General features: G+C 69.3%; 26 protein-coding genes and 1 tRNA gene. 13 read left to right on the top strand and 14 right to left on the bottom strand.

Annotated features, from left to right (window positions below):
- Positions 1–44 precede the first annotated feature (44 nt).
- From NGJ44_RS10600 to NGJ44_RS10575, 6 genes are all read right to left on the bottom strand, one after another.
- Positions 45–845, bottom strand: coding sequence for an HpcH/HpaI aldolase family protein (locus NGJ44_RS10600; RefSeq protein WP_251863879.1), 801 nt, complete (start codon positions 843–845; stop codon positions 45–47).
- An 8-nt stretch (positions 846–853) separates the two neighbouring features.
- Positions 854–1,834, bottom strand: coding sequence for a tripartite tricarboxylate transporter substrate binding protein (locus NGJ44_RS10595; protein ID WP_235489267.1), 981 nt, complete (start codon positions 1,832–1,834; stop codon positions 854–856).
- A gap of 40 nt (positions 1,835–1,874) precedes the next feature.
- Positions 1,875–2,888 carry a 2-hydroxyacid dehydrogenase gene (locus NGJ44_RS10590; RefSeq protein WP_251863878.1) on the bottom strand — a complete coding sequence of 338 codons (1,014 nt, stop codon included), beginning with the start codon at positions 2,886–2,888 and terminating at the stop codon, positions 1,875–1,877.
- The gene (locus NGJ44_RS10585; RefSeq protein ID WP_251863877.1) at positions 2,885–3,745 is read right to left on the bottom strand and encodes a TauD/TfdA dioxygenase family protein; all 861 of its coding nucleotides are present in this window, start codon (positions 3,743–3,745) and stop codon (positions 2,885–2,887) included. The genes NGJ44_RS10590 and NGJ44_RS10585 overlap by 4 nt, the downstream gene beginning before the upstream one ends.
- 175 nt (positions 3,746–3,920) lie before the next feature.
- Entirely contained in the window at positions 3,921–4,991 is a 1,071-nt protein-coding gene (gene mnmH, locus NGJ44_RS10580) for a tRNA 2-selenouridine(34) synthase MnmH (RefSeq protein WP_251863876.1), read from the bottom strand.
- Between the two features lie 69 nt (positions 4,992–5,060).
- A complete protein-coding gene (locus NGJ44_RS10575; protein WP_053245993.1) occupies positions 5,061–5,294 on the bottom strand; it encodes a hypothetical protein in 234 nt (77 codons plus the stop codon).
- Between the two features lie 180 nt (positions 5,295–5,474).
- On the opposite strand from NGJ44_RS10575, the gene NGJ44_RS10570 reads away from it, so the two are divergent.
- From NGJ44_RS10570 to NGJ44_RS10560, 3 genes are all read left to right on the top strand, one after another.
- Positions 5,475–6,407, top strand: coding sequence for an NUDIX hydrolase (locus NGJ44_RS10570; RefSeq protein ID WP_251863875.1), 933 nt, complete (start codon positions 5,475–5,477; stop codon positions 6,405–6,407).
- A 95-nt stretch (positions 6,408–6,502) separates the two neighbouring features.
- Positions 6,503–7,387: a carboxylating nicotinate-nucleotide diphosphorylase gene (gene nadC / locus NGJ44_RS10565; protein WP_251863874.1), complete on the top strand. Its 885-nt coding sequence runs from the start codon at positions 6,503–6,505 to the stop codon at positions 7,385–7,387.
- Positions 7,388–7,436: 49 nt separating this feature from the next.
- Positions 7,437–8,426 carry a tripartite tricarboxylate transporter substrate binding protein gene (locus NGJ44_RS10560; RefSeq protein ID WP_251863873.1) on the top strand — a complete coding sequence of 330 codons (990 nt, stop codon included), beginning with the start codon at positions 7,437–7,439 and terminating at the stop codon, positions 8,424–8,426.
- Between the two features lie 19 nt (positions 8,427–8,445).
- On the opposite strand, the gene NGJ44_RS10555 is transcribed toward NGJ44_RS10560, so the two are convergent.
- Positions 8,446–9,120: a tellurite resistance TerB family protein gene (locus NGJ44_RS10555; protein ID WP_251863872.1), complete on the bottom strand. Its 675-nt coding sequence runs from the start codon at positions 9,118–9,120 to the stop codon at positions 8,446–8,448.
- Between the two features lie 166 nt (positions 9,121–9,286).
- On the opposite strand from NGJ44_RS10555, the gene NGJ44_RS10550 reads away from it, so the two are divergent.
- On the top strand, positions 9,287–9,685 hold the full coding sequence (locus NGJ44_RS10550) for an OsmC family protein (protein WP_251863871.1): 399 nt from the start codon (positions 9,287–9,289) through the stop codon (positions 9,683–9,685).
- Between the two features lie 79 nt (positions 9,686–9,764).
- On the opposite strand, the gene fabI is transcribed toward NGJ44_RS10550, so the two are convergent.
- The 3 genes from fabI to gloB all read right to left on the bottom strand — a co-directional run bounded on the left by fabI (position 9,765) and on the right by gloB (position 12,922).
- Complete coding sequence (gene fabI / locus NGJ44_RS10545; RefSeq protein WP_251863870.1) at positions 9,765–10,550, bottom strand: enoyl-ACP reductase FabI; 786 nt, start codon at positions 10,548–10,550, stop codon at positions 9,765–9,767.
- Positions 10,551–10,677: 127 nt separating this feature from the next.
- Positions 10,678–12,093 (bottom strand): transglycosylase SLT domain-containing protein, encoded by a 1,416-nt coding sequence (locus NGJ44_RS10540; RefSeq protein WP_251863869.1) that lies wholly within the window; start codon positions 12,091–12,093, stop codon positions 10,678–10,680.
- A 7-nt stretch (positions 12,094–12,100) separates the two neighbouring features.
- A complete protein-coding gene (gloB, locus tag NGJ44_RS10535) occupies positions 12,101–12,922 on the bottom strand; it encodes a hydroxyacylglutathione hydrolase (RefSeq protein ID WP_053245994.1) in 822 nt (273 codons plus the stop codon).
- 21 nt (positions 12,923–12,943) lie between these two features.
- Here gloB and NGJ44_RS10530 point away from each other — a divergent pair, with 21 nt between their 5' ends.
- The 7 genes from NGJ44_RS10530 to NGJ44_RS10500 all read left to right on the top strand — a co-directional run bounded on the left by NGJ44_RS10530 (position 12,944) and on the right by NGJ44_RS10500 (position 20,047).
- Positions 12,944–13,723, top strand: coding sequence for a class I SAM-dependent methyltransferase (locus NGJ44_RS10530; RefSeq protein ID WP_251863868.1), 780 nt, complete (start codon positions 12,944–12,946; stop codon positions 13,721–13,723).
- 46 nt (positions 13,724–13,769) lie between these two features.
- Positions 13,770–14,240: a ribonuclease HI gene (gene rnhA / locus NGJ44_RS10525; RefSeq protein ID WP_053245995.1), complete on the top strand. Its 471-nt coding sequence runs from the start codon at positions 13,770–13,772 to the stop codon at positions 14,238–14,240.
- Positions 14,241–14,400: 160 nt separating this feature from the next.
- Positions 14,401–15,489 (top strand): efflux RND transporter periplasmic adaptor subunit, encoded by a 1,089-nt coding sequence (locus NGJ44_RS10520; RefSeq protein WP_053245996.1) that lies wholly within the window; start codon positions 14,401–14,403, stop codon positions 15,487–15,489.
- Between the two features lie 48 nt (positions 15,490–15,537).
- The gene (locus NGJ44_RS10515; RefSeq protein WP_251863867.1) at positions 15,538–18,651 is read left to right on the top strand and encodes an efflux RND transporter permease subunit; all 3,114 of its coding nucleotides are present in this window, start codon (positions 15,538–15,540) and stop codon (positions 18,649–18,651) included.
- 6 nt (positions 18,652–18,657) lie between these two features.
- The gene (gene dnaQ / locus NGJ44_RS10510; RefSeq protein WP_053245998.1) at positions 18,658–19,392 is read left to right on the top strand and encodes a DNA polymerase III subunit epsilon; all 735 of its coding nucleotides are present in this window, start codon (positions 18,658–18,660) and stop codon (positions 19,390–19,392) included.
- Between the two features lie 61 nt (positions 19,393–19,453).
- Positions 19,454–19,528, top strand: a tRNA-Val gene (locus NGJ44_RS10505).
- Positions 19,529–19,879: 351 nt separating this feature from the next.
- Positions 19,880–20,047, top strand: a complete 168-nt coding sequence (locus NGJ44_RS10500; RefSeq protein WP_152968133.1) for a hypothetical protein — start codon at positions 19,880–19,882, stop codon at positions 20,045–20,047.
- Between the two features lie 9 nt (positions 20,048–20,056).
- On the opposite strand, the gene NGJ44_RS10495 is transcribed toward NGJ44_RS10500, so the two are convergent.
- Complete coding sequence (locus NGJ44_RS10495) at positions 20,057–20,323, bottom strand: hypothetical protein (RefSeq protein WP_053246000.1); 267 nt, start codon at positions 20,321–20,323, stop codon at positions 20,057–20,059.
- 72 nt (positions 20,324–20,395) lie between these two features.
- Positions 20,396–20,914, bottom strand: coding sequence for a GNAT family N-acetyltransferase (locus NGJ44_RS10490; protein WP_251863939.1), 519 nt, complete (start codon positions 20,912–20,914; stop codon positions 20,396–20,398).
- A gap of 107 nt (positions 20,915–21,021) precedes the next feature.
- Between NGJ44_RS10490 and NGJ44_RS10485 the strand changes: the two genes are divergently transcribed.
- Positions 21,022–22,062: a glycosyltransferase family 2 protein gene (locus tag NGJ44_RS10485; protein WP_251863866.1), complete on the top strand. Its 1,041-nt coding sequence runs from the start codon at positions 21,022–21,024 to the stop codon at positions 22,060–22,062.
- On the opposite strand, the gene NGJ44_RS10480 is transcribed toward NGJ44_RS10485, so the two are convergent.
- Positions 22,059–22,454 (bottom strand): GtrA family protein, encoded by a 396-nt coding sequence (locus NGJ44_RS10480; protein WP_251863865.1) that lies wholly within the window; start codon positions 22,452–22,454, stop codon positions 22,059–22,061. The genes NGJ44_RS10485 and NGJ44_RS10480 overlap by 4 nt on opposite strands.
- A 69-nt stretch (positions 22,455–22,523) precedes the next feature.
- Between NGJ44_RS10480 and NGJ44_RS10475 the strand changes: the two genes are divergently transcribed.
- On the top strand, positions 22,524–23,294 hold the full coding sequence (locus NGJ44_RS10475; RefSeq protein WP_353506952.1) for a ChbG/HpnK family deacetylase: 771 nt from the start codon (positions 22,524–22,526) through the stop codon (positions 23,292–23,294).
- Here the strand turns inward: NGJ44_RS10475 and NGJ44_RS10470 are convergent.
- Positions 23,291–24,154 carry a LysR family transcriptional regulator gene (locus NGJ44_RS10470; RefSeq protein WP_251863863.1) on the bottom strand — a complete coding sequence of 288 codons (864 nt, stop codon included), beginning with the start codon at positions 24,152–24,154 and terminating at the stop codon, positions 23,291–23,293. The genes NGJ44_RS10475 and NGJ44_RS10470 overlap by 4 nt on opposite strands.
- Between the last annotated feature and the right edge of the window lie 16 nt (positions 24,155–24,170).

Below are 24,170 nucleotides of genomic sequence, written 5' to 3'. Positions count from 1 at the left end.
CGGGCGCGGCGGGCAAGGGCGCGCCACGAAAAGCGCGCATCCGGCTAGCCCGGATGCAGGGCGCGCACGGCGGCGGCCTTCTGGCGCGCCGCCTGCACGAAGAATGCCCAGTCGTTGCCTGCCGTGACGTAGCGCGCGCCCAGGCCGACGACCTGCTCCAGGACCTCCGGAGCCGAGCCCAGGCCGCCCGCGCCGAGGTACTTGCCGTGGCGCCCGCAGGCTGCCGCGACTCGCCGGTAGGCGTCGAGAATGCGCGGATCGGAGAAACGGCCGGGTATGCCGTAGGTATCGCACAGGTCATTGCTGCCGATGTGCAGGATGTCCACGCCTTCCACGGCGGCGATCTCTTCGGCGTTGTCGATGGCTTCGGGCGACTCCAGCATGGCGATCACCACGGTCTGCGACTCGATCAGCAGGCGGGCTTCGGCGGCGGGGACGCTGCGGTACGACAGCTGCGGCCATTGCGCCGCCACCGAGCGTTGTCCCCGCGGCGGAAAGCGGCAGGCGGCCACGATGCGGCGCGCCTGTTCGGCGCAGGTCACGTGCGGGGCCACGATGCCCGCGGCGCCGGCATCCAGGATGCGCGCCGCGTAGTGGCTGTCGTGGCAGGGAATGCGCACCAGCGGCGTGAGGCCGCCGAGCAAGGCCGCGACGCAGATCTGCGCCGCCGCTTCCTCGCCGATGCACGCGTGTTCCAGGTCGATCATGAGGGCGTCGTAGCCGCAACCCAGCGCGGCGGATACGACATCCACGCTGCGGCACTGTTTGACGATCATCGACAGGCCGAGGCCGCCGGCGCGCAGCCGGTCCATCAGGGGATTGGGCAGGGAAGCGGGCGTGTTCATGCGTTTCCTCAGTCTATGGAGGCGCCGGAGCGCTTCACGATGTCGGCGGAACGGGTGATTTCGGCGCGGAGGAAATCGCCGAACGCCTGGGGCGTGGAGCCGATGAGCTCGTAGTCGGACAGCCGCTCGATGACTTTCGGGTCGGCCAGCGCCTGTCCGACCTGGGCGCTGAGCAGGCCGATGACGGGCGCGGGCGTGCCGGCCGGCGCGAGGATGCCGAACCAGGAGCTGAAGTCGTAATCGGGGTAGCCGCTTTCCGCGATGGTCGGCACCTCGGGCAGGCCCTTGAAACGCTCGCGCGTGGTGACGGCCAGCGCCCGCAGGCGCCCGTCGCGGATGTAGCCGCTGACCACGGGCAGCGCGGCGAACTGCATTTCGACCCGTCCGGCCAGCAGGTCGGGCATGACCGAGCCGCTGCCCCGGTAGGGCACGTGGACGATGTCGATGCCCGATTGCATCTTCAGCAGCTCGCCGGTCAGGTGGTTGACCGTTCCGCTGCCCGCCGAGGCAAAGTGCATCTGGCCTGGATGGGCCTTGGCATACGTGATGAATTCCGCGAAGCTGCGGGCCGGCACTTTCGGGTTCACCACCAGCACGTGCGGATTGCGCGCCACGAGCGAGACGGGCGCCAGGTCTTTGAGCGTGTCGAAATCGAGATGCTTGTACAGGGTCGGATTCACAGCCAGGTTGTTGGTCTGCATCAGCAGCGTGTAGCCGTCGGGCTCGGCCTTGGCCAGCAGCTCGGTGGCGATCAGCGTGTTGCCGCCCGCATGGTTCTCGACGACGACGGCCTGCGGCAGGCGGCGCGACATGCTTTCGGCCACCACCCGCGCCAGGATGTCCGTGCCGCCGCCGGGCGTGAAGGGAACGATCAGCCGGATAGGGCGGGTGGGGTATTGCGGGGCCTGGGCCGGAGGCTGGGCGCCCGCGCCGCCCGCGGCCAGCGCGAGCGTCATACAGGCCAGGGCGTTGCTGAACCGGGTGCGCATGGTTTCGTCTCCTGTGTCGTTGTTATGGAAGGCATGCGGATCAGCGGGGCTCCACCACGATATCGGATGGGGCCAGGGGTTCCCCGCGCAGCACCTTCATGATGTTGCCCAGGGCGTGGCGCGCCACGTGCTCCACGTTGTCGAAGGCCGCTCCGCCCATGTGGGGCGTAAGCACCACCTGGTCCAGCGCATACAGGGGGCAGTCGTCGGGGGGCGGTTCGGGATCGAAAGCGTCCAGCCCCGCGCCGCGCAGATGGCCGCTGCGCAGGGCGTCCAGCAAGGCGGCGGTATCGACCAGCTCGCCGCGCGCCGTGTTGATGAGAATGGCGCCCGGCTTCATTGCGGCCAGCGCGCGCGCGTCCAGCATGCGGCGCGTCTGCGGCGTGGCCGGCGCGTGCAGGCTGAGAATGTCGGATTCGGTAAGCAGCACGGCAACATCCACCCGCGTGGCGTTCAGGGCGCGCTCGGTGTCGGCATCCGCGCGCTGCGGATCGGTGTACAGGATGCGCGCTTCGAAACCCGACAGCTTCCTGGCGACCGAGCGCCCGATATGGCCGAAGCCATAGAGCCCGACCGTCTTGCCGCCGAGCTGGTGGCAGAGCTCGCGCATTTCGGCCTTGAGCCAGCGGCCCTGCCGCAGCGCCGCGTCGGCCTGCGCCAGGCGCCGGCTCACCGCAAGCATCAGCATGACGGCGTGCTCGGCCACCGGCCCCGCATTCGACCCCGCCGTGATGGCCAGGCCTATGCCCCGGCGGCGCGCCGCATCGACATCGATGCGGTCCACGCCGATGCCCCACTTCTCGATGAACCGCAGCCGGGGCGCGTTGGCAAGCAGGGCCTCGCTGACCCGGGCCCATCCCACCAGCGCGAAATCGGCCTGCGCGATCAGGGCGGCCTGCTCGGCTTCGTCATAGCTGCGGGCGAAATGCAGATCCAGTTCCGGCGGGGCGTTGCGCCGCACGGCCTCCTGCACCGCTGGCGTCCAGACGTCCAGACAGGCGAGAAAACGGCGGGCGGCCGGCTCCGCCGCGCCGCCGCATTCGCGCGGGCTCACGCGGGCACCTCTTCGTAGGCCTGCAGCGGCGCGCCTTGCAGCATGATCCGGTAAAGGTAGCGCAGCTGCGTCGGGTCGTAGTCGGCGTTGGCCTGGTGCATGACGCTGCGGTTGTCCCAGATGACCAGGTCCCCCGGTTTCCACTGATGCCGGTATTCATAGCGCGGCTGGGTGGCGTGGGCGAAAAGGCGGGCGATCAGCGCATGGGCTGCGTCGTCCGGCATGCCTGCTATGCCTTCCATGCGGCCGGTGTTCAGGTACAGGGCGGGCCGCCCGTTTTCCGGATGGCGGATCACCAGCGGCTGCAGGGCCTGCGGAATTGCGGCCCGCTGCTCGGGCGTGAGTTCGGCCATCTTGCGCGTGCTGCGGCTGCTTTCGTATACGTGCCGCGAATGCAGCCCCGCGATGGCCCGCCGGGTCGCTTCGTCCAGATCGTCATAGGCCGCGCGCACGTCGACGAATTGGGTGTCGCCGCCGCGGTCCGGCAGGTTGATGGCGTACAGCATCGTCGCCTTCGGCGGCGCGGGGTAATTGGAATGATCGGTATGGAATTCTTCGCCGCGCACGTGGAGCCTGCCGTCGCGGATGGGCAGGTCGCGCGAGGAGATCGTGCCCACTTCGGGATAGTCCGGCAGCACGAACTGCTTGAGCTGCTGCACGAGAATGTCCCCGAACAGGCGCGCCGCATCCGCGAACTGGGGCGCGGTGAGGCGCTGGTCGCGGATCACCAGCACGGCATGCTCGATCCAGGCGTCGTACAGCGCCTTGCGCAGCGCGGGGCCGGCGGGTTTGGTCAGGTCGATGCCGGTCACTTCGGCGGCCAGCACGGGGGTGAGCGGTTTCAGCGTGTAGGTCATGGCAGGGCCTGCGGGAAAAGAGGACGGGGAACCGGGAAAGCGAGTTCATTGTCCGGTCTTTGCCCGCGGCTTTCTAATCACGGTTTTGCCGCCAGCCATAAGCCATATTGATGGGTCGGGAAGGAGCCGGGCGGGCCTGCCGCCGCGGCTGCGGGAACGCGCGCGGGGCGCGGTTTCAGGCGGGCTGGCCGGCCTGATCGAGCCGCGCCAGCAGGCGCCGCGCCTGTTCGAGCAGGTCTTCGTGCCCCGCGTTGGGGCGGAAGTCCATGCGCAGCGCCCGCGCGATATTCGCGAAATGCGCGTGCGAGCTGCGCCGGTATGCCGGGTCGTAGTGCCTGTCGATGAGATCGAGCGCGAGCTCGGCGCGCCGGCCTTCGTCGACCATGCGCTGCCACGCCGCGATGACGTCGCGGCTATGCAGGCCGAGCAGGCGCTGCAGCTGCGCCTTCAGCCACGCGGGGTCGTCGAACAGGTGCGCGTAGTCGTGCTGCAGGAAGGCGCTGCGGTCTTCGCGGGAGGACACGATTTCCACGCACTGGCCTCGGTGCATGGCGTCGAGCAGGCCGGGCGGCAGCGAAACCTGGCCGATCTTGCGGCTCTCGGCTTCGGCAAAGACGGGGCGCGACGGGTCCAGCTCGCGCAGGCGGACGGCCAGCAGGGTGTCGAAGCGCTTTTGCGAGGGCTGGGCCACGCCGGCCCGGGCGCCCAGCAGCGAGCCGCGATGGGCGGCCAGGCCTTCGAGATCCAGGGTCTGCGCGCCGGCCTGTTCCAGCGCCTGGAGCAGGCGCGTCTTGCCGCTGCCGGTGGGCCCGGTGAGCACGATGCAGCGCATGCGGGCGGGCAGTTCGTCCAGGGCCCGCAGCGTCGCCTTGCGGTAGGTCTTGTAGCCGCCGTCAAGCTGGCGGGCGCGCCAGCCGATCATGTTGAACATGACGGTCATCGAACCCGACCGCTTGCCGCCGCGCCAGCAGTAGATCAGCGGCCGCCAGTTGGCCGGACGTCCGGCGAAGGTGGTTTCCAGGTGGCGGGCGATGTTGCGCGCGACGATGGCCGCGCCGACGCGCGAAGCCTCGAACGGCGAGCTCTGCTTGTACAGCGTGCCGACCAGCGCGCGTTCTTCGTTGTCGAGCACGGGCGCGCTGATGGCGCCGGGGATGTGGTCTTCGGCGTATTCCAGCGGCGAGCGCGCGTCGATGATTTCGTCGAATTCTTCCAGCCGGTCCAGGCCGGCGAGCAGGTGTTTCACGGGCGGAGCAATGCTTGCGGGAGATCCGGCATTCTCGCACGCGCCGCCCCGCCCGCCGCGGCCGGGCCTTCAGCCATTGCGGTGGTCGTAGGAAGTGTCGAGCACGTCGTCCTCCGGCGTGATGATGCCGGGCTCTCCGGGCGCGACGATGGCGCGGCCCCGGCGCGGCATGCCCGCCGTCACGGGCGAGCTTTCGTCCTGCATGGGCAACACTTCCGTGCCCTTGCGCGGATCGACGGGCGGGTTGGTTTCCGCGGTGTCCGCGGGTTTGGGATCGGGGGGCGGGGGAACGGTTTTCAGCATGATGACGTCTCCGCTGGCGGGCGCGCCGGGAGGGCTGCGCCCTGGCACTGGTACCGTTACCATCTTAGGGGCCGGCGCGCGCGCCGGCATGTCACGTTTGCAAGGGGCTGTTGCAGAATGCGCCCCGTATAATCCGGCCGCCCCGTCGGGCCGTCCCGCTTTCTCTCGATAAACGCCACTTTGACCGAATCCGTAGAACGTTCCGTCCATGCCGAACTCGTCGCGGTGCTCGTCGCGGTCACCCAGGGCGAGCCGCGCGTGCTCACCACGGGCGACGCCAGCGCCTTGCCGGCGGGTCCGTTCGAGCTGTCGCACCGTTCGTTGCAGGCCGGCCTGCGGGCCTGGGTGGAGGCCCAGACGCATCATCCGCTGGGCTACGTGGAACAGTTGTACACCTTTGCCGATGGCGACCGCTCCGACGAGGCGGGCGCGCGCGTCATTTCCGTGAGCTACCTGGCGCTGACCCGCGAGGCGGGCGAAACCGGCGTGGCGCAGGTGGGCTGGCAGGACTGGTACCGGTATTTCCCGTGGGAAGACCGCCGCGCGGGCGCGCCGGCGGTGATCGACGCGCAGATCGTGCCCAGGCTGCTGGACTGGTGCGCGCAGGGCGCGGACGAGGCCGCGCGGGCGCGGCGGCGCCAGCGGGCGGCCATTACCTTCGGGCTGGACGGCGCGGCCTGGAACGAAGACATGGTGCTCCAGCGCTACGAGCTGCTGTTCGAGGCCGGGCTGGTCGACGAGGCCCTGCGCCGCCGCGGCGGCGGCGCCAGCGGCTTGCCGGGCGCCTCCATGCGCCACGACCACCGGCGCATCCTGGCCACGGGCATCGCCCGGCTGCGCGCCAAGATCAAGTACCGGCCCGTGGTGTTCGAGCTGATGCCCGAACAGTTCACCCTGCTCCAGTTGCAGCAGGCGGTGGAGGCGCTGGCGGGCAGGGCGCTGCACAAGCAGAACTTCCGCCGTCTGATCGAGCAGCAGGCGCTGGTGGAGGAAACCGGCGGCATGGCCACCGGCGCGGCGGGACGGCCCGCCAAGCTGTTCCGCTTCCGCCGCGACGTGCTCCTCGAACGCGCCATTGCCGGCAGCAAGCTGCCGCTGTCGCGCGGGCCCTGAGAGGGCCGCGGCCGGCTTGACAAACGATATACTCATCTCTAGCATAAATAGCGCGCAATCCCTGCGCGCTATTTTTTGTCCTGGAAATACTCAAAATGAGCATTATTGGAGACGCATCCGGCAGCCAACGCCCCGCGGCGGTCGCGCCCCTGCCGGAAGTGATGCTGGAACCGCTGGTGCGCGCCGCGCTGCTGGAAGACCTGGGCCGCGCGGGCGACCTCACCACGGACGCGATCGTGCCGGCGGACGCCAGCGCCCAGACGCGGCTGGTGGCGCGCCAGGAAGGGGTGCTGGCCGGCCTGGACCTGGCGCGTCTGGCGTTTCGCGCCATGGACCCGGACATCCGCTTCGAGCCCGCGCTGCGCGACGGCAGCGCGCTGTCGCCGGGCCAGGAAATCGCGCGCATCAGCGGCAACGCGCGCGCCATGCTCAGCGCCGAACGCGTGGCGCTGAATTTCCTCTGCCATCTGAGCGGCGTGGCCAGCGCCACGGCTTCCATCGTCCGCGCCGTGGCCGGCCACGGCGCGCGCGTCACCTGCACCCGCAAGACGCTGCCCGGATTGCGCGCGGTGCAGAAGTACGCGGTGCGCGTGGGCGGCGGCAGCAATCACCGCTACGGGCTGGACGACGCGGTGCTCATCAAGGACAACCACATCGCCCTGGCGGGCGGCGTCGAGGAAGCCGTGCGCCGGGCGCGCGCGGGCGTGGGCCACATGGTGAAGGTCGAACTGGAGGTCGACACGCTGGCCCAGCTCGAGACGGCGCTGGCCCTGGGCGTGGACGTGGTGCTGCTGGACAACATGAGCCTGGACGAGCTGCGGGCCGCCGTGGACATGGCGCGCGGCCGGGCCGTCACCGAAGCCTCGGGCCGCATTACGCCCGAGACGGCGGCCGCGGTGGCTGCCACGGGCGTGGACCAGATCGCCGTGGGCTGGATTACGCACAGCGCGCGGGTGCTGGACATCGGCCTGGACGCCTGAAGCCGCGCCGGCCCGCCGGGGTGGGCCGGTTCAACGAGAGGAATCATCCATGAAATCCCTGTTCCGCCTGGCCGGCGCCGCGCTGGCCCTGTCGCTGGCCGCCTGCGGCAATTCGCCTTCGGGCGAGTCCGCGGCCCAGGCCGCGGCTTACCCCAGCCAGCCGATCACCGTCATCGTCACCTTTCCGCCGGGAGGCGGCACCGACTTGCTCGCACGTCGCATCGGCGCCAGCCTGCAGTCGCGGCTCGGCCAGCCGGTGGTGGTGGAGAACCGGCCCGGCGCGAGCGGCAACATCGGCGCGCGCGCGGTGGCCGAGGCGCCGCCCGACGGCTACACCCTGCTGATGGTGAACAGCTCGTTTGCGATCAATCCCGCCGTATACCGCGACCTGGGTTTTTCGCCCCGCAAGGATTTCCAGGCGGTGATCAATGTGGCGTTCGTGCCGTCGGTGTTCGTGGCGCCCGCCTCGTCGCCGTGGCGCACGCTGGGCGAGGCGCTGGCGCACGCGCGCCCGGGCGCGCCGCTGCCGTTCGCCTCGTGCGGCAACGGCACGCCCCAGCACCTGGCCGGGGAGATGCTGGCGCGGGACACGGGCGCGGCCTTGCAGCAGGTGCCCTACAAAGGTTGCGGGCCGGCGATCGCCGGCGTGGCGGCGGCCCAGGTGCCGCTGGGCGTGGTCACGGCGTCGGCGGCCGCGCCGCTGATCGCCGCGGGCAAGCTGCGCGCCCTGGCCGTGACGTCGCCCGAGCGTTCCGCGCTGCTGCCGGGCGTGCCCACCGTGGCCGAGCAGGGCGTGCGGGGCTATGCGCTGGACCAGTGGCACGGACTGCTGGCGCCGGCCGCCACGCCGCCGGCCGTGGTGGCTCGGCTGAACGCCGCCGTGGCCGAGGTCATGCGCGATCCGGCCACGCAGGCCGCGCTGCGCGAGCAGGGATTCACGCCGGCCGAAAGCTCGCCCCAGGGGTTCCAGCAGATGATCGAGTCGGACATGGACCGCTACGCGGCGGTGGCGCGGGCCATCGGGCTGCGCATGGACTGACGCGGCCCGGCCGGCGCGCCTACGCCGCGGCGCGGGCGTGCTCCTCCAGCCGGGTCTTGAGCCCGGGATCGAGCTTGAGCTGGCGCGCGAGTTCGTCGAGGTAGGCGCGCTCCATGTAGCTTTCCTCGTCCACGACCATGAGGCTGGCCAGGTACATTTCCGCCGCCATTTCCGGCGTGGCCGCCGCCCGGGCGATCTGCGCGGGGTCGAGCGGACGGGACAGTTCTTCCTCCAGCCAGCGGCGGTCCCGGGCGTCGGCGGACAGCTTGGACATCTCGGTGTCGAGCAGGGCCCGTTCTTCGGGGCCGATATGGCCGTCCGCCTTGGCCGCGCCTATCATGGCGGCCAGCACCGCCGCGCTGTGCTGTTCGGCCTGGGGGGCGGGCAGGCGGTCCAGCGTCTGCGGCTCGCCCCCGGGAGCGCCGGCCTGGTTGCGCTGCCAGTCGGCATAGGCGCGGTAGGCCAGCGCGCCCAGCGCCGCCATGCCGCCGTACATGGCGACCTTGCCGCCGATCTTGCGGGCTTTCTTGCTGCCCAGCAGCAGGCCCAGCGCGCCGGCTCCCAGGGCGCCGCCGCCCAGGCCGGCCAGGAAAGAGCCCTTGTCGCCGGCCGCGCCCCGGGTGCGCGCGGAGGCTTCCGAAAGCAGCCCCTGTCCGGATTGCAGCAGCTGGTCCAGCAGTTGTCTTGCGCTCATGTTCGTTCCTTGTCGTGAAAACGGGTACTCAGGGCAGACCCCGCCAGCCGCCAAAAGTTCAGCTTTTTGTCAGTAACCGGGCGCGGGCGCCGTGCGCGGCCGGGCGGCGGATGCTACAAGAGCGGAATGGGCGGCCGCGCCGGCCGCCGTTTCAGGGGAGATCTGCATGAGCATCCGCGTGCGCCACAACGCGCCCAATACGCTGAAATTCACCGCCCTCGCCGAGGGCCACGAGCTGCCGCTGGACATGCCGCGGCCCGAAGGCGAGGGGCCCGACCCCCATGACTATTTCGATACGGCCCTGGGCGGCTGCAAGGCCATGACGCTGATGGTGTATGCGCGGCGCAAGGGCCTGCCGCTGGAAGCGGTGGACGTGGAGGTGGTGCGCGACGCCAGCGAAGAGCGCCGCGGCGTCTATCGGCTGACGGCCAAGCTCACGCTGCATGGCGGCCTGTCGGACGCGCAGATCGACGAGCTGCTGGGGGTGGCCGAGAAATGCCCGGTCCACAAGCTGATGACGGCGGTGGACGTGCAAGTGTCCACGCTCATCGTGCGCCCGGCCTGAGCAGGCCCGGGGCAAGGTTGGAAGCGCCGCCGCACGGGGCAGCGGCGCAAGCGGGCGGGGCGGACCCCGCCCGGCGGGCTTATTCTTCCATGCCCGGAACGACGGTGGAGAAGCCGGCGTCCACGTGCGTGATTTCGCCCGTGATGCCCGCCGCCAGGTCCGACAGCAGGAAAGCCGCCACGTTGCCCACGTCTTCGATGGTGACATTGCGGCGCAGCGGCGCCTGGGTTTCGACGAACTTCAGGATGGCCGAGAAGTCCTTGATGCCGCTCGCGGCCAGCGTCTTGATGGGGCCGGCGGAAATGCCGTTGGCGCGGATGCCGCGCGGGCCCAGGGACGTGGCGAGATAGCGCACGCTGGCTTCGAGCGAGGCTTTGGCCAGCCCCATGGTGTTGTAGTTGGGCACCACGCGCTCCGCGCCCAGGTAGCTGAGGGTGAGCAGGGCGCCGTTGCGGCCTTGCATCAGCGGCAGCGCCGCCTTGGCCAGGGCGGGGAAGCTGTAGGCCGAGATGTCGTGGGCCACGCGGAAGGCTTCGCGCGACAAGCCCTCCAGGAAGTCGCCGGCGATGGCTTCGCGCGGCGCGAACCCGATGGAATGCACCAGGCCGTCCAGGCCGTCCCAGGATTTGCCGAGCTCCGCGAAGGCGGCGTCGATCTGCGCGTCTTCGGAGACGTCGCAGGGCAGGACTATCTTGCTGCCGAACTCGGCGGCGAATTCGGCCACTCGGTCCTTGAAGCGGTCGCCCACGTAGGTAAACGCCAGCTCGGCGCCTTGCTGGTGACAGGCGCGCGCGATGCCGTATGCGATGGAACGGTTGGAAAGCACCCCGGTGACGAGAATGCGCTTGCCGGCGAGAAAGCCCATGGTTTTGTCCTTTGGAATTGGTGTCCTGCTGAAGACCGACTATTTTAAGGATTTTGGCGGCCGCACGGAGAGGGACGGCGCGCCCCGGCGCGCAAAGGCCGGGGCGCGCCGCGGGAGCCCGCCGGCGTCAGCCGCGCGCGCCCGTGCCGGGCACGCGCAGTTGCGCGCCCACCTTCAGGCTGCTGTTCTTGAGGTTGTTCAGGGCGCGCAGGGCGTCCACGGTCGTGCCGTACTGGCGGGCCAGCGAGAACAGGGTGTCTCCCGGGCGCACCTTGTGCGTGCGCACATTGCCCCGCACGGAGGCCACGCGGGCCGTCGGCGCGGTCGCGGCGCGGGCGCGCGGCGCCGGCCTGGCGTCGTCCGCCTCGGCTTCGAGCGCGCCCACGGGCGCCGACAGCGAGGCGAGCTGCACGCCGTTGTTGCCCGGGTCGCCCGGCACCAGCAGCGACTGCCCGCGCGCCACTTTCTGGCGCGAGCCGATGTCGTTGATGTCGCGCAGCCGCTCCAGCGGCACGCCGAAGCGCTTGGCGATGGCGGCCAGCGATTCGCCGCGGCGCGTGTGATAGATCTTCCAGGAGCTGAGGTCGCCCTTGTAGTTGGTCAGGTTGGCGTTGAAGATCTCGACGCGGTCGGCCGGCAGCAGCAGCGTGGGCGCGTGATCGCCGCGGATCACCGGGCGGTTGAAGGACGGATTCAGCGCCTTGAATTCCTCCAGCGGCATCTCGGCCAGCTTGGCGGCGATCTCGACATCGATGTCGCTGTTTTTCTGCACCGTCACGAAATACGGGGTGTTGCCCACCGGCGGCAGCGCCACCGCGTAGCGCTGCGGGTCGGCGATGATGTTCTTGATCGCCTGCAGCTTGGGCACGTAGTTGCGCGTCTCGTCGGGCATGGACAGCGACAGGTAGTCGGTGGGCAGGCCGGCCGCCTCGTTCTTGGCGATGGCGCGCTGCACCGAGCCTTCGCCCCAGTTGTACGAGGCCAGGGCCAGGTACCAGTCGCCCTGCATCTCGAACAGCTTTTCCAGATAGTCCAGCGCCGCGTAGGTGGAGGCGATGGGATCGCGGCGCTCATCGCGCCACCAGTCCTGCTTCAGGTTGAAGTGCTGGCCGGTGGCCGGCACGAACTGCCACAGGCCGGAGGCCTGGGAACGCGACAGGGCGGTGGGGTTGTAGGCGCTTTCCACGAACGGCAGCAGCGCCAGCTCGGTGGGCAGCCCCCGGCGGTTGATCTCGTCGACGATGAAATACAGGTACTTGCCCGCGCGCTCGGCCATGCGCTGCACCGACTCCGGGTGCGACGCGTAGTAGTCCGTCCATTGGCGGGACAGGTCGGTGTTCAGGTTGGGGATGGCGAAACCGCGGCGGATGCGGTCCCAGGCGTCGGCGGGCGGGTTGGTGAGGTCCACCGTGCGGGAGGTGTCCCGGGCGATCAGGCGCCCTTGGGAGTTGGTGGTGAGATTCTTGCTGTCGTGAGTCTTGGTTCCTGCGCAACCGGCGAGGACTGCCAGCATGAGCGGCAGAAGGAGTCGGGCTAGATTCATCGGGCGATCACTTGAAATCGTTCTTCCATTCACGAAGCGAGGCGAAGACCTCGGCGGGCGCCAGGGGCGAGCGCCCCGCGTGCCGTTCGGCGGCGTGCGCGACGCCGGATTGACGAGTCCGCAAGAACGGATTGATTGCGCATTCCTGGCCGATGGTGGACGGCAGGGTGGGAAGATCTTGCGCGCGCAATTGCCGGGCTCGCTGGTAGCACTGGTGCAGGCTTTGGTTGTCGGGATCCACCGCCAGGGCCCAGCGCAAATTCGCTAGAGTGTACTCGTGTGCGCAAAAAACCTTTGTATCCGCAGGTAAATTGGCGAATTTATCCAAGGAATCAAGCATTTGCGCGGCCGTGCCCTCGAACAGGCGGCCACAGCCGCCCGAAAACAGCGTGTCGCCGCAGAACAGCACGGGTTCCTCGCCGCCCGCCCGTCCCGCATAGGCGATGTGCCCCGCCGTATGCCCCGGCACGTCGAGCACCCGCAGGTCCACGTCGAGCTCGGGCAGGATCACCCGGTCGCCCTCGGCCAGCGCCACGTCGCAGCGCGGCAGGCGTTCGCGCGCCGGCCCGTATACGGTGAGGCCCTTGATGCGTGACAATTCCGGAACGCCGCCGACATGATCGCCGTGGTGGTGCGTGAGTAGAATGGCGCGCAGCTTCAGGCCCTGTTCGTCGAGCCAGCGCAGCACGGGCGCCGCCTCGCCCGGGTCGACCACGGCGGCCAGTCCGTCGTGGGCGAAGGCCCAGATGTAGTTGTCCGTGAAAGCGGGCAGGGGCACGACCGCGGCATTGCGCTCGCGGCCGCCGGCGGGGGCGGTCGGGGCTTGCATGGATTCCAAGGAACAGAGAACGTGGCAGAAGAAACTCCGCCGATTGTAGAACTGGCCGAATGGTTCCAGACTCCGCCCGGGCAATATGTCCTGGCCTGGGAGCGCGCGCAGTTCGACGCGGCGGTCTCGGATGTCTTCGGATATTACGCCTGGCAGGTCGGCCTGGGCGACCTGAACCTGCTGCGGGCGAACCGCATGCCGTTCAAGGGCTACGTGGGCGCCGAGATGCCCGGCGCCGACGCGCGCGCCGGCTGGCAGTCGCGTGTGGCGCTGGCCGAGCCCGAGGCCCTGCCGTTCGAGTCGCAGAGCGTGGACCTGCTCATCCTGCCCCACACCTTCGAATGCACGCCGGACCCTCACAAGGTCCTGCGCGAAGTCGAACGCGTGCTGGTGCCGGAAGGGCGCGTGGTGATCTCCGGCTTCAATCCCTGGAGCCTGTGGGGCGCGCGCACGCGCATGCCGGGCATGGAGCCCTGGCTGCCCCAGCCGCCGTCTTCCCAGGTGTCGCTGGCGCGGCTGAAAGACTGGTTCAAGCTGCTGTCGCTGGAAGCCGACGACAGCCGGTTCGGCTGCTATGCGCCGGCCTGCCGCACCGAGAAATGGCTGCAGCGCTGGAGCTTCATGGAGCGGGCCGGGGCGCGCTGGTGGGGCCTCGGAGGGGCCGTCTACATGGTGGCCGCGGTCAAGCGGGTGGCCGGCATGCGTATCATTGGGCCTGCCTGGAAAACCCGGCCGAAGCGCGCGCGCGCGGCATCGGTCGTGGTCAACCGCCAGGCCCGGGACCGGCTGGACGGCTTCTGATCCGGCCGGATGCACGCAGTACGATACAAGGAATGCCAGCAGCGCCATGGAGCACGACAAGCCCAGCGAACAAGTTGAAATGTGGACGGACGGAGCCTGCAAGGGCAACCCGGGACCGGGAGGATGGGGGGTGCTGATGCGCGCGGGCGCGCACGAAAAGACCATGCACGGCGGCGAGGCGCTCACCACCAACAACCGGATGGAACTGCTTGCCGTCATCCAGGGGCTGCGGGCGCTGAAGCGGCCTTGCGCCGTCATCATCCATACCGATTCGCAGTACGTCATGAAGGGCATGACGGAATGGCTGGCCAATTGGAAGCGGCGGGGCTGGATGACCGCCGACAAGAAGCCGGTCAAGAACGCCGAGCTTTGGCAGGCGCTGGACGAGCAGGTGGGCCGCCACCGGGTGTCGTGGCGCTGGGTGCGGGGCCATGCCGGCGATCCGGGCAACGAGCGCGCCGACCAGCTGGCCAACGAAGGCGTGGCGGCCGCCCGGCGCGGCCGGCCCGCGGCATGAGGATAAACCCTGGTTTTGGGGGGCGGGGGCCCCGTCGCGGCGGCTGGAATGTTCCAGTATGTAAACGCGGGTGCTAAAGTGCCTACCCCGCCCACGATCCCGGGCCCCCGGGCTGGGGCATGACCGGGGCGGTTCCCCTTCCATTCTCCTTCTTACGCGCATGAAAAACGCAGTACTGCTGTCCGCCCTGGCGGCGGGATTGGCCGTGGGGGCCGCGCTGGGCGTCTATGCGCCGCGCTGGCTCGCGCCGGCCGGCGGCCAGGCCGGCGCCGTCGCGACCGCGCCCGCAACGCAGGCGTCCAAGGCGGCGGTGCGCGTGCAGGTGGGCCAGGTCAAGGAAGTGCCCTTTCCCCGCGGACTGTCGGCCGTGGGCAGCCTGCGTTCCGACGAGTCCGTCATGCTGCGTCCCGAAGTCGCGGGGCGCATCCAGGCCATTGAATTCAAGGAAGGGCAGCCGGTGCGGCGCGGCCAGACGCTGATCCGGCTGGACGACTCCGTGCCGCGCGCCGAGCTGGAGCAGGCGCGCGCCAATCTGACGCTGGCGCAGAGCCACTATCGCCGCGCGGTCGAGCTGCAGGGCAAGGGTTTCGTCAGCCAGCAGGCGCGCGACGAGGCGGCCAGTACGCTCAAGGTGCAGCAGGCCGCCGTCTCCCTGGCGCAGGCGCGCCTGGACAAGATGACGATCTCGGCGCCCTTTTCCGGCATGGTGGGGCTGCGCAGCGTTTCGGTGGGCGATTACGTCAGCGAAGGGCAGGATCTCGCGCCGCTGGAAGCGATCGATCCGCTCAAGGTCGATTTCCGCGTGCCCGAGATGTACCTGAGCAAGGTCCAGGTGGGGCAGCGCCTGCTGCTGCGCCTGGACGCGCTGCCCGGCGAAGAACGCGAGGGCGCGGTCTACGCCGTGAGCCCGCTGGTGGACGCGGGCGGCCGCTCCATCCTGCTGCGCGCCACCGTGGCCAACCAGGATGCCAAGCTGCGGCCCGGCATGTTCGCGCGCGTGCAGCTCTATTTCCGCGAGGACAAGGCCCTGGTCGCGCCGGAGGCCGCGCTGGCGCCCTCCGGCGAAACGCAGTACGTCTATCGGGTCAGGGACGGCGTGGCCGAGCGCCGCGAAGTCACGATCGGCGAGCGCCGCGAGGGACAGGTCGAAATCCTCACCGGCGTGGTCGCGGGCGACCAGCTCGTGGTGTCCGGCCTGCAGCGCGTCACCGACGGCGCGCCCGTGCAGGTCGTGGGCAGCGGCGCCTGACGGCGCGCGCCTGGGGTAACGCGCCCCAATCTCTCAGGAGCGGTTTTCATGCGCATTTCCGAAACCTGCATCAACCGGCCTGTCTTCGCCTCGGTGTTGTCGCTGATCATCGTCCTGATCGGCCTCATCTCATACTCGCGCCTCTCGGTGCGCGAGTACCCCCGCATCGATGAGCCCATCGTGTCGGTGGACACCACCTACAAAGGCGCCTCGCCGGAGGTGATCGAGTCCCAGGTCACCAAGCCCCTCGAAGACCAGCTCGCCGGCATCGAGGGGGTCAACGTCATGACCTCGCGCAGCCGTTCCGAGCGCAGCCTCATCAACATCAAGTTCAACCTGTCGCGCGACCCCGACGCCGCCGCGGCCGAGGTGCGCGACAAGGTGTCGCGCGCGCGCCGCTTCCTGCCCGACGAGATCGACGAGCCCATCATCGGCAAGGTCGAGGCCGATTCGCAGCCCATCATCTACATCGCGGTCGAGGCCGGCTCGTACTCGGCCATCCAGACGTCCGACTACATCAACCGCTACATCAAGACGCGCCTGTCGGTGCTGCCCGGCGCGGCCGAAGTGCGCGTCTTCGGCGAGCGCCTGCCGTCCATGCGGATTTACGTGGACCGCGACAAGCTCGCCGCCTATGGCCTGACGGTGCAGGACGTGGAATCGGCGCTGCGCAGCCAGAACGTGGAAATCCCCGCCGGCCGCATTGAGTCGCGGGCGCGGGAGTTCTCGGTGGTGTCGTCCACCGACCTGCAGACGCCCGCGCAGTTCGAGGACGTCATCGTCGCCAACGTGAGGGGGTATCCGGTGCGGATGCGCGACGTGGCCCGGGTGGAAATCGGGGCCGCCAACGACCGCGTCCTGTCGCGCTTCAACGGCAAGTCGGCCATCAATATCGGGCTCACACGCCAGTCCACGGCCAACCCGCTGGAGCTCTCTCAGGCGGTGCGCGAAGAAGTGGCACGGCTCAACGAAACCCTGCCGGCGGGCATGAAGCTGAACATCGCCTACGACTCCTCGGTGTTCATCGAACGCTCCATCGATTCGGTGTTCCACACCATCGGCGAGGCCATCGTGCTGGTGGTGCTGGTGATCTTCTTTTTCCTGCGCAACCTGCGCGCCAGCATCATCCCCATCGTCACCATTCCCGTGTCGCTGGTGGGCGCCTGCGCCCTCATGTACCTGTTCGGCTTCTCCATCAATACGCTGACGCTGCTGGCCATGGTGCTGGCCATCGGCCTGGTGGTGGACGACGCCATCGTGGTGCTGGAGAACATCTTCCGCCACATCGAAGACGGCATGCCGCGCAAGCAGGCCGCGATCAAGGGCTCGAAGGAAATCGGCTTCGCCGTGGTGGCCATGACGCTGACGCTGGTCACCGTCTATGCGCCGCTGGCGTTCGCCACCGGCCGCACCGGGCGGCTGTTCATCGAGTTCGCGCTGGCGCTGGCGGGCGCCGTGCTGGTGTCGGGCTTCGTGGCCCTGACGCTCACGCCCATGATGTGCTCGGTGCTGCTGCGCCACCAGAGCAGCCACAGCCGCTGGTACAACCTGATCGAAGGCTGGCTGGTGGCGCTGGGCAACGGCTACAGCCGCCTGCTGCGCGGCGCGCTGCGCCACCGCGCGCTGGTGGTGACGGTGGGGCTGCTGGTCGCGCTGGCCAGCGGCGTGCTGTTCAAGATCGTCAAGAGCGAACTGGCGCCCATCGAAGACCGCGGCGTGGTGTTCGGCATCGTGAACGCGCCCGAGGGGGCCACCCTGAACTACACGCTGGAAAGCATGATGGGCATCGAGAAGTTCTACGATGCCATTCCCGAGGCCAGCGGCGTGCAGATGACGGTGGGCTTTCCCACGGTAACCGACGGCACCGCCATCCTGCGGCTCAAGCCCTGGGAGCAGCGCACGCGCCGGCAGCAGGAAATCACCCAGATGCTCCAGCCGCAGTTCGCTTCCCTGCCCGGCGTCAAGGCCTTCCCCACCAATCCGCCGTCGCTGGGCCAGTCGGCGCGCTCCAAGCCGGTGGAGTTCATCATCATGAGCCAGGCGTCCTATGCGGAGCTGTCCCGGCTGACCGACGTGTTCCTGGAGGAGTTGCGCAAGTATCCCGGCCTGATCAACCTGGACACCGACCTGCGCCTGAACACGCCCGAGCTGCGGGTGCGGGTGGACCGCGACAAGATGGCCGACGTGGGCGCGAACGTGGACACCGTGGGCCGCACCCTGGAATCCATGCTGGGCGGCCGCCAGGTCACGCGCTACAAGGACGAGGGCGAGCAGTACGACGTCATCGTGCAGGTTACGCCGCGCGATCGCGCCAATCCCAACGACATCTCCGGCATCTACGTGCGGGCGCGAGACGGCAGCATGGTCCAGCTCGACAACCTGCTCAGCGTGCACGAAGGCGTTTCGCCGCAATCGCTTAACCACTTCAACCGGCTGCGCGCCGTCAAGGTCGAGGCGGCCGTGGCGCCCGGGTATGCCCTGGGCGAGGTGCTGACCCACATGCACCAGGTGGCGCGCGACGTCCTGCCTCATACGGTGGTGACCGACCTGGACGGCCAGTCGCGCGAATTCCGCGACTCCTCCGGCAGTATCTACCTGGTGTTCGGCATGGCGCTGGCGTTCATCTACCTGGTGCTGGCCGCCCAGTTCGAGAGCTGGCGCAATCCCTTCATCATCATGCTTTCGGTGCCGCTTTCCATGACCGGGGCGCTCCTGGCGCTGTGGCTCTCCGGCGGCACGCTGTCGATCTACAGCCAGATCGGGCTCATCACCCTGGTCGGCCTCATCACCAAGCACGGCATTCTCATTGTCGAATTCGCCAACCAATTGCGCGACGAGGGGCTGGAGCTGATGGACGCCGTGGTCCGCGCCAGCGTGCTGCGCCTGCGGCCCATCCTGATGACCACGGGCGCCATGGTGCTGGGCACGGTGCCGCTGGCGCTTTCGCAGGGCGCGGGGGCGGAATCGCGGCAGCAGATCGGCTGGGTGCTGGTGGGCGGCCTGATGCTGGGTACACTATTGACCTTGTTCGTCGTGCCGGTGGCCTATTCCCTGATCGCCTCCGCACGCAAGAAACCCGGGCGGGCCGCGCACGACGCGCATCCGCCGCCAGCCCCGCAGCGGCCCGCCTCGCCGCCGGAAGCCCGCCCAGCGTCTGAATAGAGTCTTATGCGCCAGATCATCTTCGATACCGAAACCACCGGCCTGGATCCCGCCCAGGGCCACCGCATCATCGAGATCGGCTGCGTGGAGCTGGTCAACCGCATGGTGACGGGCAACAACCTGCACCTGTACCTCAATCCCGACCGCGACAGCGACCCCGAGGCGCTGGCGGTCCACGGCCTGACCACCGAGTTCCTGTCCGACAAGCCCCGCTTCGCCGACATCGTCGACGACTTCGTGAAGTTCATCGAAGGCGCGGAAATCATCGCGCACAACGCCAGCTTCGACGTCAAGTTCTTCAACGCCGAACTGGCCAAGGCGGGGCGCGGCCCGATCACCGACTACTGCGCCGCCGTCACCGACTCGCTGCTGCATGCCCGCTCGCTTTTCCCGGGCAAGCGCAATTCGCTGGACGCGCTCTGCGATCGCTTCGGCATCTCCAACGCTCACCGCACGCTGCACGGGGCCTTGCTCGACTCGCAGCTGCTGGCGGAGGTCTGGCTGGCCATGACGCGCGGCCAGGACGCACTGCTGATCGACACCGACGAGAACGACAAGGCGAACGGCGCCGGCATGGTGCTGGCGCGCTTCGACGCCTCGGGCCTGCCGGTCATCAAGGCCAGCGATGAAGAACTCGCCGAGCACGATGCTTACCTGCAGGCGCTGGACAAATCCGCGGGCGGCGCCTGCATCTGGCGCAAGCTGGAAGCGCCCGCCGAGACGCAGGCCGAGGCCGTTTGAGGAAATAGGCCAGGGCACTTGCACGCTTTCAAAAAAGCATGCTAATATTTTGCCTCTTTCGGGGTGGTTAGCTCAGTGGTAGAGCACTGCCTTCACACGGCAGGGGTCACTGGTTCGAACCCAGTACCACCCACCAGCATCCCAGAAGGGCCGGTCGCTTGCAAAAGCACCGGCCCTTCGTCATTTGCGGCCAGCCGCTGCATTTGATGACCGCTGTCGTTCACTGGCTGCTGTCATTGACGGCTGGCCGGCCGCCTTTGGGCCGCCCGTTTTCTCGCTTTCTTTCAGGCAACCCACCTTGCGGCCCTTTTTTTGCGCCGATTGGGTAAGCTTGCCTTGATTTGCCGCAATCGGGGCTGCCGGGCTTGCGCCGGGCACGCACCCGTCCTGCTTATGATGGAGATTGCGGGAGTACGGCGCAAACCCCATGGCGCAAACCCCCATGGCGCAGACTGCCCATTCCGGCCCGCGCATTCAGGAGAAAGCGATGCACCCCAGTACCAACACCATGTTGATCATCATCGTCACGGCAGTGGCGCTCATGCTGGTGGGGTTTGGCATGCGTGACCGCAACCTGGGGCTGGGCCTCATGGGCATCGGCCTCATCACGGCTATCGCGACCATCGTCTACAAGGCGTACATCACTTTCTATTGACGGCATCCGTCATTGCGGCAGCGCCTGGCCGAGCAGCTCGGCGACGAGGTCGTTGGTGGACACACCCCGTTCGGCGGCCAGCGCGCGCAGCCTGTCGGCCTGGGCTTGCGGCAGCTTCAGAGGGAAGGGCACCAGCCCGGCGGCCTGGTCCCGCTTGCGCTGCTCGCGGCGGTCGGGCGCTTGGGAGGCGGCGCCGAAGCGCGCCGGCGTGCCGGCCTGCTTGAGCTGGCCGGCCAGCTTGAGCGCCTGGTTTTTCTGCAAATCGAATTTGTTCATGAAGATTCCTCTGTGGGTGCGCCATCATAAGCGCATGCCGACCGGCGCGGCGGAGGAATATCGCCTCGCCGCCTACAGCGGCAGCGCGCGCCGCATATAGCAGGCGCCCGGCCCGTAGCCCGCCAGCTTTTCCCGCAGTCCCGGGGCCGCGGGCGCGGGCTCGTATCCCCGCCGGCGCCAATAGCCCAGCGCCGACGCCAGCGACACCAGGCTGGCGCGGCGCAGCCCGCGGGCGGCGGCCGACCCGCCTGCCGCGCGCACCAGGGCCGCGCCCACGCCCAGGCCCTGCGCGGCGGGCGCCACCGCGCAGTCGTGCAGGAACCAGTGGTCGGCCGCTTCGGGCAGCGCGGCCAGCGCCGCGTCCAGGGCCGGCGGCAGGCCGGCGTCCCACGGATAGGAAACCAGGTAGCCCAGCAGGCCGCCGCCGGCGCGCGGTTCGGCCACCCAGCAGTGATCGGGGGCGAGGCGCAGGCGGTTGAGATAGAACGCCGCGCTTTCCAGCAGGTGCGGGGGATAGGCCACGGCCTGCACCCCGAGGATGTCTGGCACGTCGTTTTCCCGCATGGGGCGGACTTGGTATTGCATGGGCACGGCAGCGGAAACGGAAGCCCCCATTTTACCGGCGGCCATTTCATGAAAATTCGACGACGCGCGCCGCATACTGCCCGCCGGTCGTCCGCATTGCCCTTCGAATCCCCATGCGCATCGAATTCCGGTCCGGGTCGCTGCCTGCGCAGGTCCAGGCCCACCCGCTTTCCCGTTTGCCCGCGCCGCCGCGCCCGCCGCTGCACGACGCCTGCGTGAGCTGCGTCGTGCCCAGCTTCAACGAGTGCGACAACCTGCGGGTGCTGCTGCCTTTGCTGCGCAACCGCCTGCAGGCGCTGTGCACGAGCTGGGAAATCATTGTGGCCGACGACGGCAGCGCCGACGGCACCGAGGCGCTGATGGCGCAGTGGACGCAGCACGACGGCTTCCGCTATGTGCAGCTCTCGCGCAATTTCGGCAAGGAGGCCGCGCTCAGCGCGGGTCTGCAGGCCGCGACCGGCGACGCCGTCATCTGCCTGGACGCCGACCTGCAGCACCCGCCGGCGCTGATCGAACAGATGCTGGACCGCTGGAGGGCGGGCGCCGAAATGGTGTATGCGCAGCGCGAAAGCCGCGACGACGAGTCCTGGCTCAAGCGCCTGGGCGCGAAATGGTTCTACCGCCTGCTCAGCGATGCGCGCGGCGTGCAGGTGCCGGCGCACGCGGGCGATTTCCGGCTCATGGACCGCAAGGTGGTGGACGCGCTCCTCGCGCTGCCCGAACGCACGCGCTTCATGAAGGGGCTGTACGCGTGGGTGGGATTCAAGGGCGAGGCGCTGCCCTATGCGCCCGATGCGCGCATGCACGGCGCGAGCCGCTTCGGCGGCCTGCGGCTGCTGCGCCTGGCGCTGGACGGCCTGACGGCATTCACCACCTGGCCGCTGCGCGCGGTGAGCCTGGTTGGGCTGGCCTTCGCGCTGCTGGCGCTCGGATACGCCGCCTATCTGGTCGGCGATTACCTGTTGCGCGGCAACGCGGTATCGGGATGGACCACCATCGTCACCGCCGTGCTCTTCTTTGCCGGCGTCAACCTGATCTCGCTGGGCGTGGTGGGCGAGTACGTGGCCCGCATCTTCGACGAGGTGAAGGGGCGGCCGCTGTTCGTGGTGCGCCGCCGCCAGGGCCGGCCGTGGCGCAAGGGCGCGAAGCGCTAGCGCGCCGGCCGGTGCCGGAAGGCCCAGAGCCGGCTGGCGACATACGTGGCCGCGGCCAGCGCGACCAGAATCCCGGCCAGCAGCACGTCATAGCGGATGGAGGTGGCATGCAGCAGCCACGCATAAGCGGATTCGTTCACCAGGAAGCCCAGGGCCGAAACCAGGAAGTAGCGGCGGACCGCGGCGGTCCAGGACGCGCGCGCGTGCCGGAACGTGACATGGTAATGACCCGAGAAAGACACCGCGAAAGCGGCCAGCCAGCCGCCCACGTTGGCGGCCAGCGGCGCCATGCCGAGGGCGCGCACCAGCATGACGGCAACGGCCCAGTGCGTCGCGGCGGCTGCGCAGCCCACGCCGATGAAGATGCCGATCTGGCGGAGCGTGGCGCGCATGAGGGTCGGGAATGTGGCGGAGGTAAGGAGTTGGGCAAACGCATTGTGGTCTGCGGCGATGATTTTGGCATGAATGCCGCGATCGATGAAGGCATGCTGCGGCTGGCGGCCATGGGCCGGCTGAGCGCGGTGAGCTGCCTGTCGCTGGGTCCGTCGTTTCGCGCCGGCGCGCCGCGCCTGGCCCGGCACGACGTGGAGCGGGGCCTGCACCTGAACCTCACGCAGACGCTGGAGCCAGCCTGCGATCCCCTGCCGGGCCTGCGGTCGCTGATTTTGCGCGCCTATGCCGGGCGGCTCGACACACGCTGGCTCGACGCGCAGATCGCGCGGCAATTCGACGCGTTCGAAGCGGCGTTCGGCTGCGCGCCCGATTACGTGGACGGCCACCAGCACGTGCATCAGCTGCCGGGCGTGCGCAGCCGCCTGCTGGCGCAAATGGCGCGCCGGTATGGCGCGGCGCGCCGGCCCTGGCTGCGGTTCACCGCGCCGGGCGGGCTGGACGGGCTGCCCTGGAAAGCCGCCTGCAAGGCCCGCCTCATCGGCGCCTTGGGCGCGGGCGGGTTGGCGCGGGAGGCCGCCACGCGCGGCATGCGCACCAACCGGAGGCTGCTCGGCGTCTACGGCTTCGAGGGAGGCAGGCGACACTATGCGCGGCTGCTGCAGCACTGGTTGTTCAACGCGCGCGACGGCGATGTTCTCATGTGCCATCCGGCGCTGCACGAGACGGGCGGCGATGCCCTGGCCCGGCAGCGGCGCGCCGAGTTCGACGTGCTGGCCTGCGCGCCGCTGGGCGAATGGATGCGCGCCAACGGGGTGCGCATCGGCCGGCTGGCGGACTAGGTTTCGGTGAGGCGGCGCAGCAGCCAGGCCGCGGCCGGACCCAGCGTGCGGCGCGTGGACCACACCGCATCGACCCGGATGCTGCGCGGCCAGCCCGGCACGTCGAGTTCCACCAGTTCTCCGCCGCCGAACCGCTGCAGCATCCAGCGCGGCAGCTCGGTCCAGCCGAAGCCCAGGCTGGCCATTTCCAGCAGCATCAGGTAGCCGGGCGCCGACCAGGTCGAGGAAGAGGGCGTCGGCATCCTGTCGTCCAGTTCGTAGGTGCTCAGGCGCAGTTCGCGTTCGCCGCGCAGGTGGTCGTGCGTGACGCGCGGCAGCGCGGCCAGCGGATGGGTCTTGCCCACGCACAGCACGATTTCGGAGTTCTCCGCCAGGCTGGCGTGCGCGATGTCGGGCGGATAGCTTTCCTGCGCCGCCATCAGGCCCAGGTGCGCGCGGCCCTCCTGGACCAGCGCCACCACGTCCTCGTATTCGGCGATCAGGCATTCGAAGCGCAGCGCGCAATAGCGCTGGTCGATGTCGCGCAGCATGGACTCGAATGTCTCGGACTGGAAGGTGTCGGACAGCACGACGGTCAGCCGGGGCTCCAGCCCGGCGGCGAGCTGGGCCGCGCTGCGGTTCAGCCTGTCGTTGGCGGCCAGCACCTGCAGCGCCTGCGCCAGCAGCACCTGGCCGGCTTCGGTCAGCACGGGCTGGCGCTGGCTGCGGTCGAACAGGCCGACATTGAGATCCACTTCCAGGTTGGCGATGGTTTCGCTCACGGTGGACTGGCTCTTGCCCAGCTTGCGGGCAGCCGCGGAGAAGCTGCCCAGCGAGGCGACCTGGGCGAAGGCCGCCAGCGATTCCAGGGAATGGCGCATGATTATCGGTTTTTCC

Source organism: Achromobacter sp. Marseille-Q4962, assembly GCF_943737005.1.
GTDB lineage: Bacteria > Pseudomonadota > Gammaproteobacteria > Burkholderiales > Burkholderiaceae_B > Achromobacter.
Note: the sequence above shows the minus strand (reverse complement) of the source record. Positions and strands in the feature narration are given on the sequence as shown.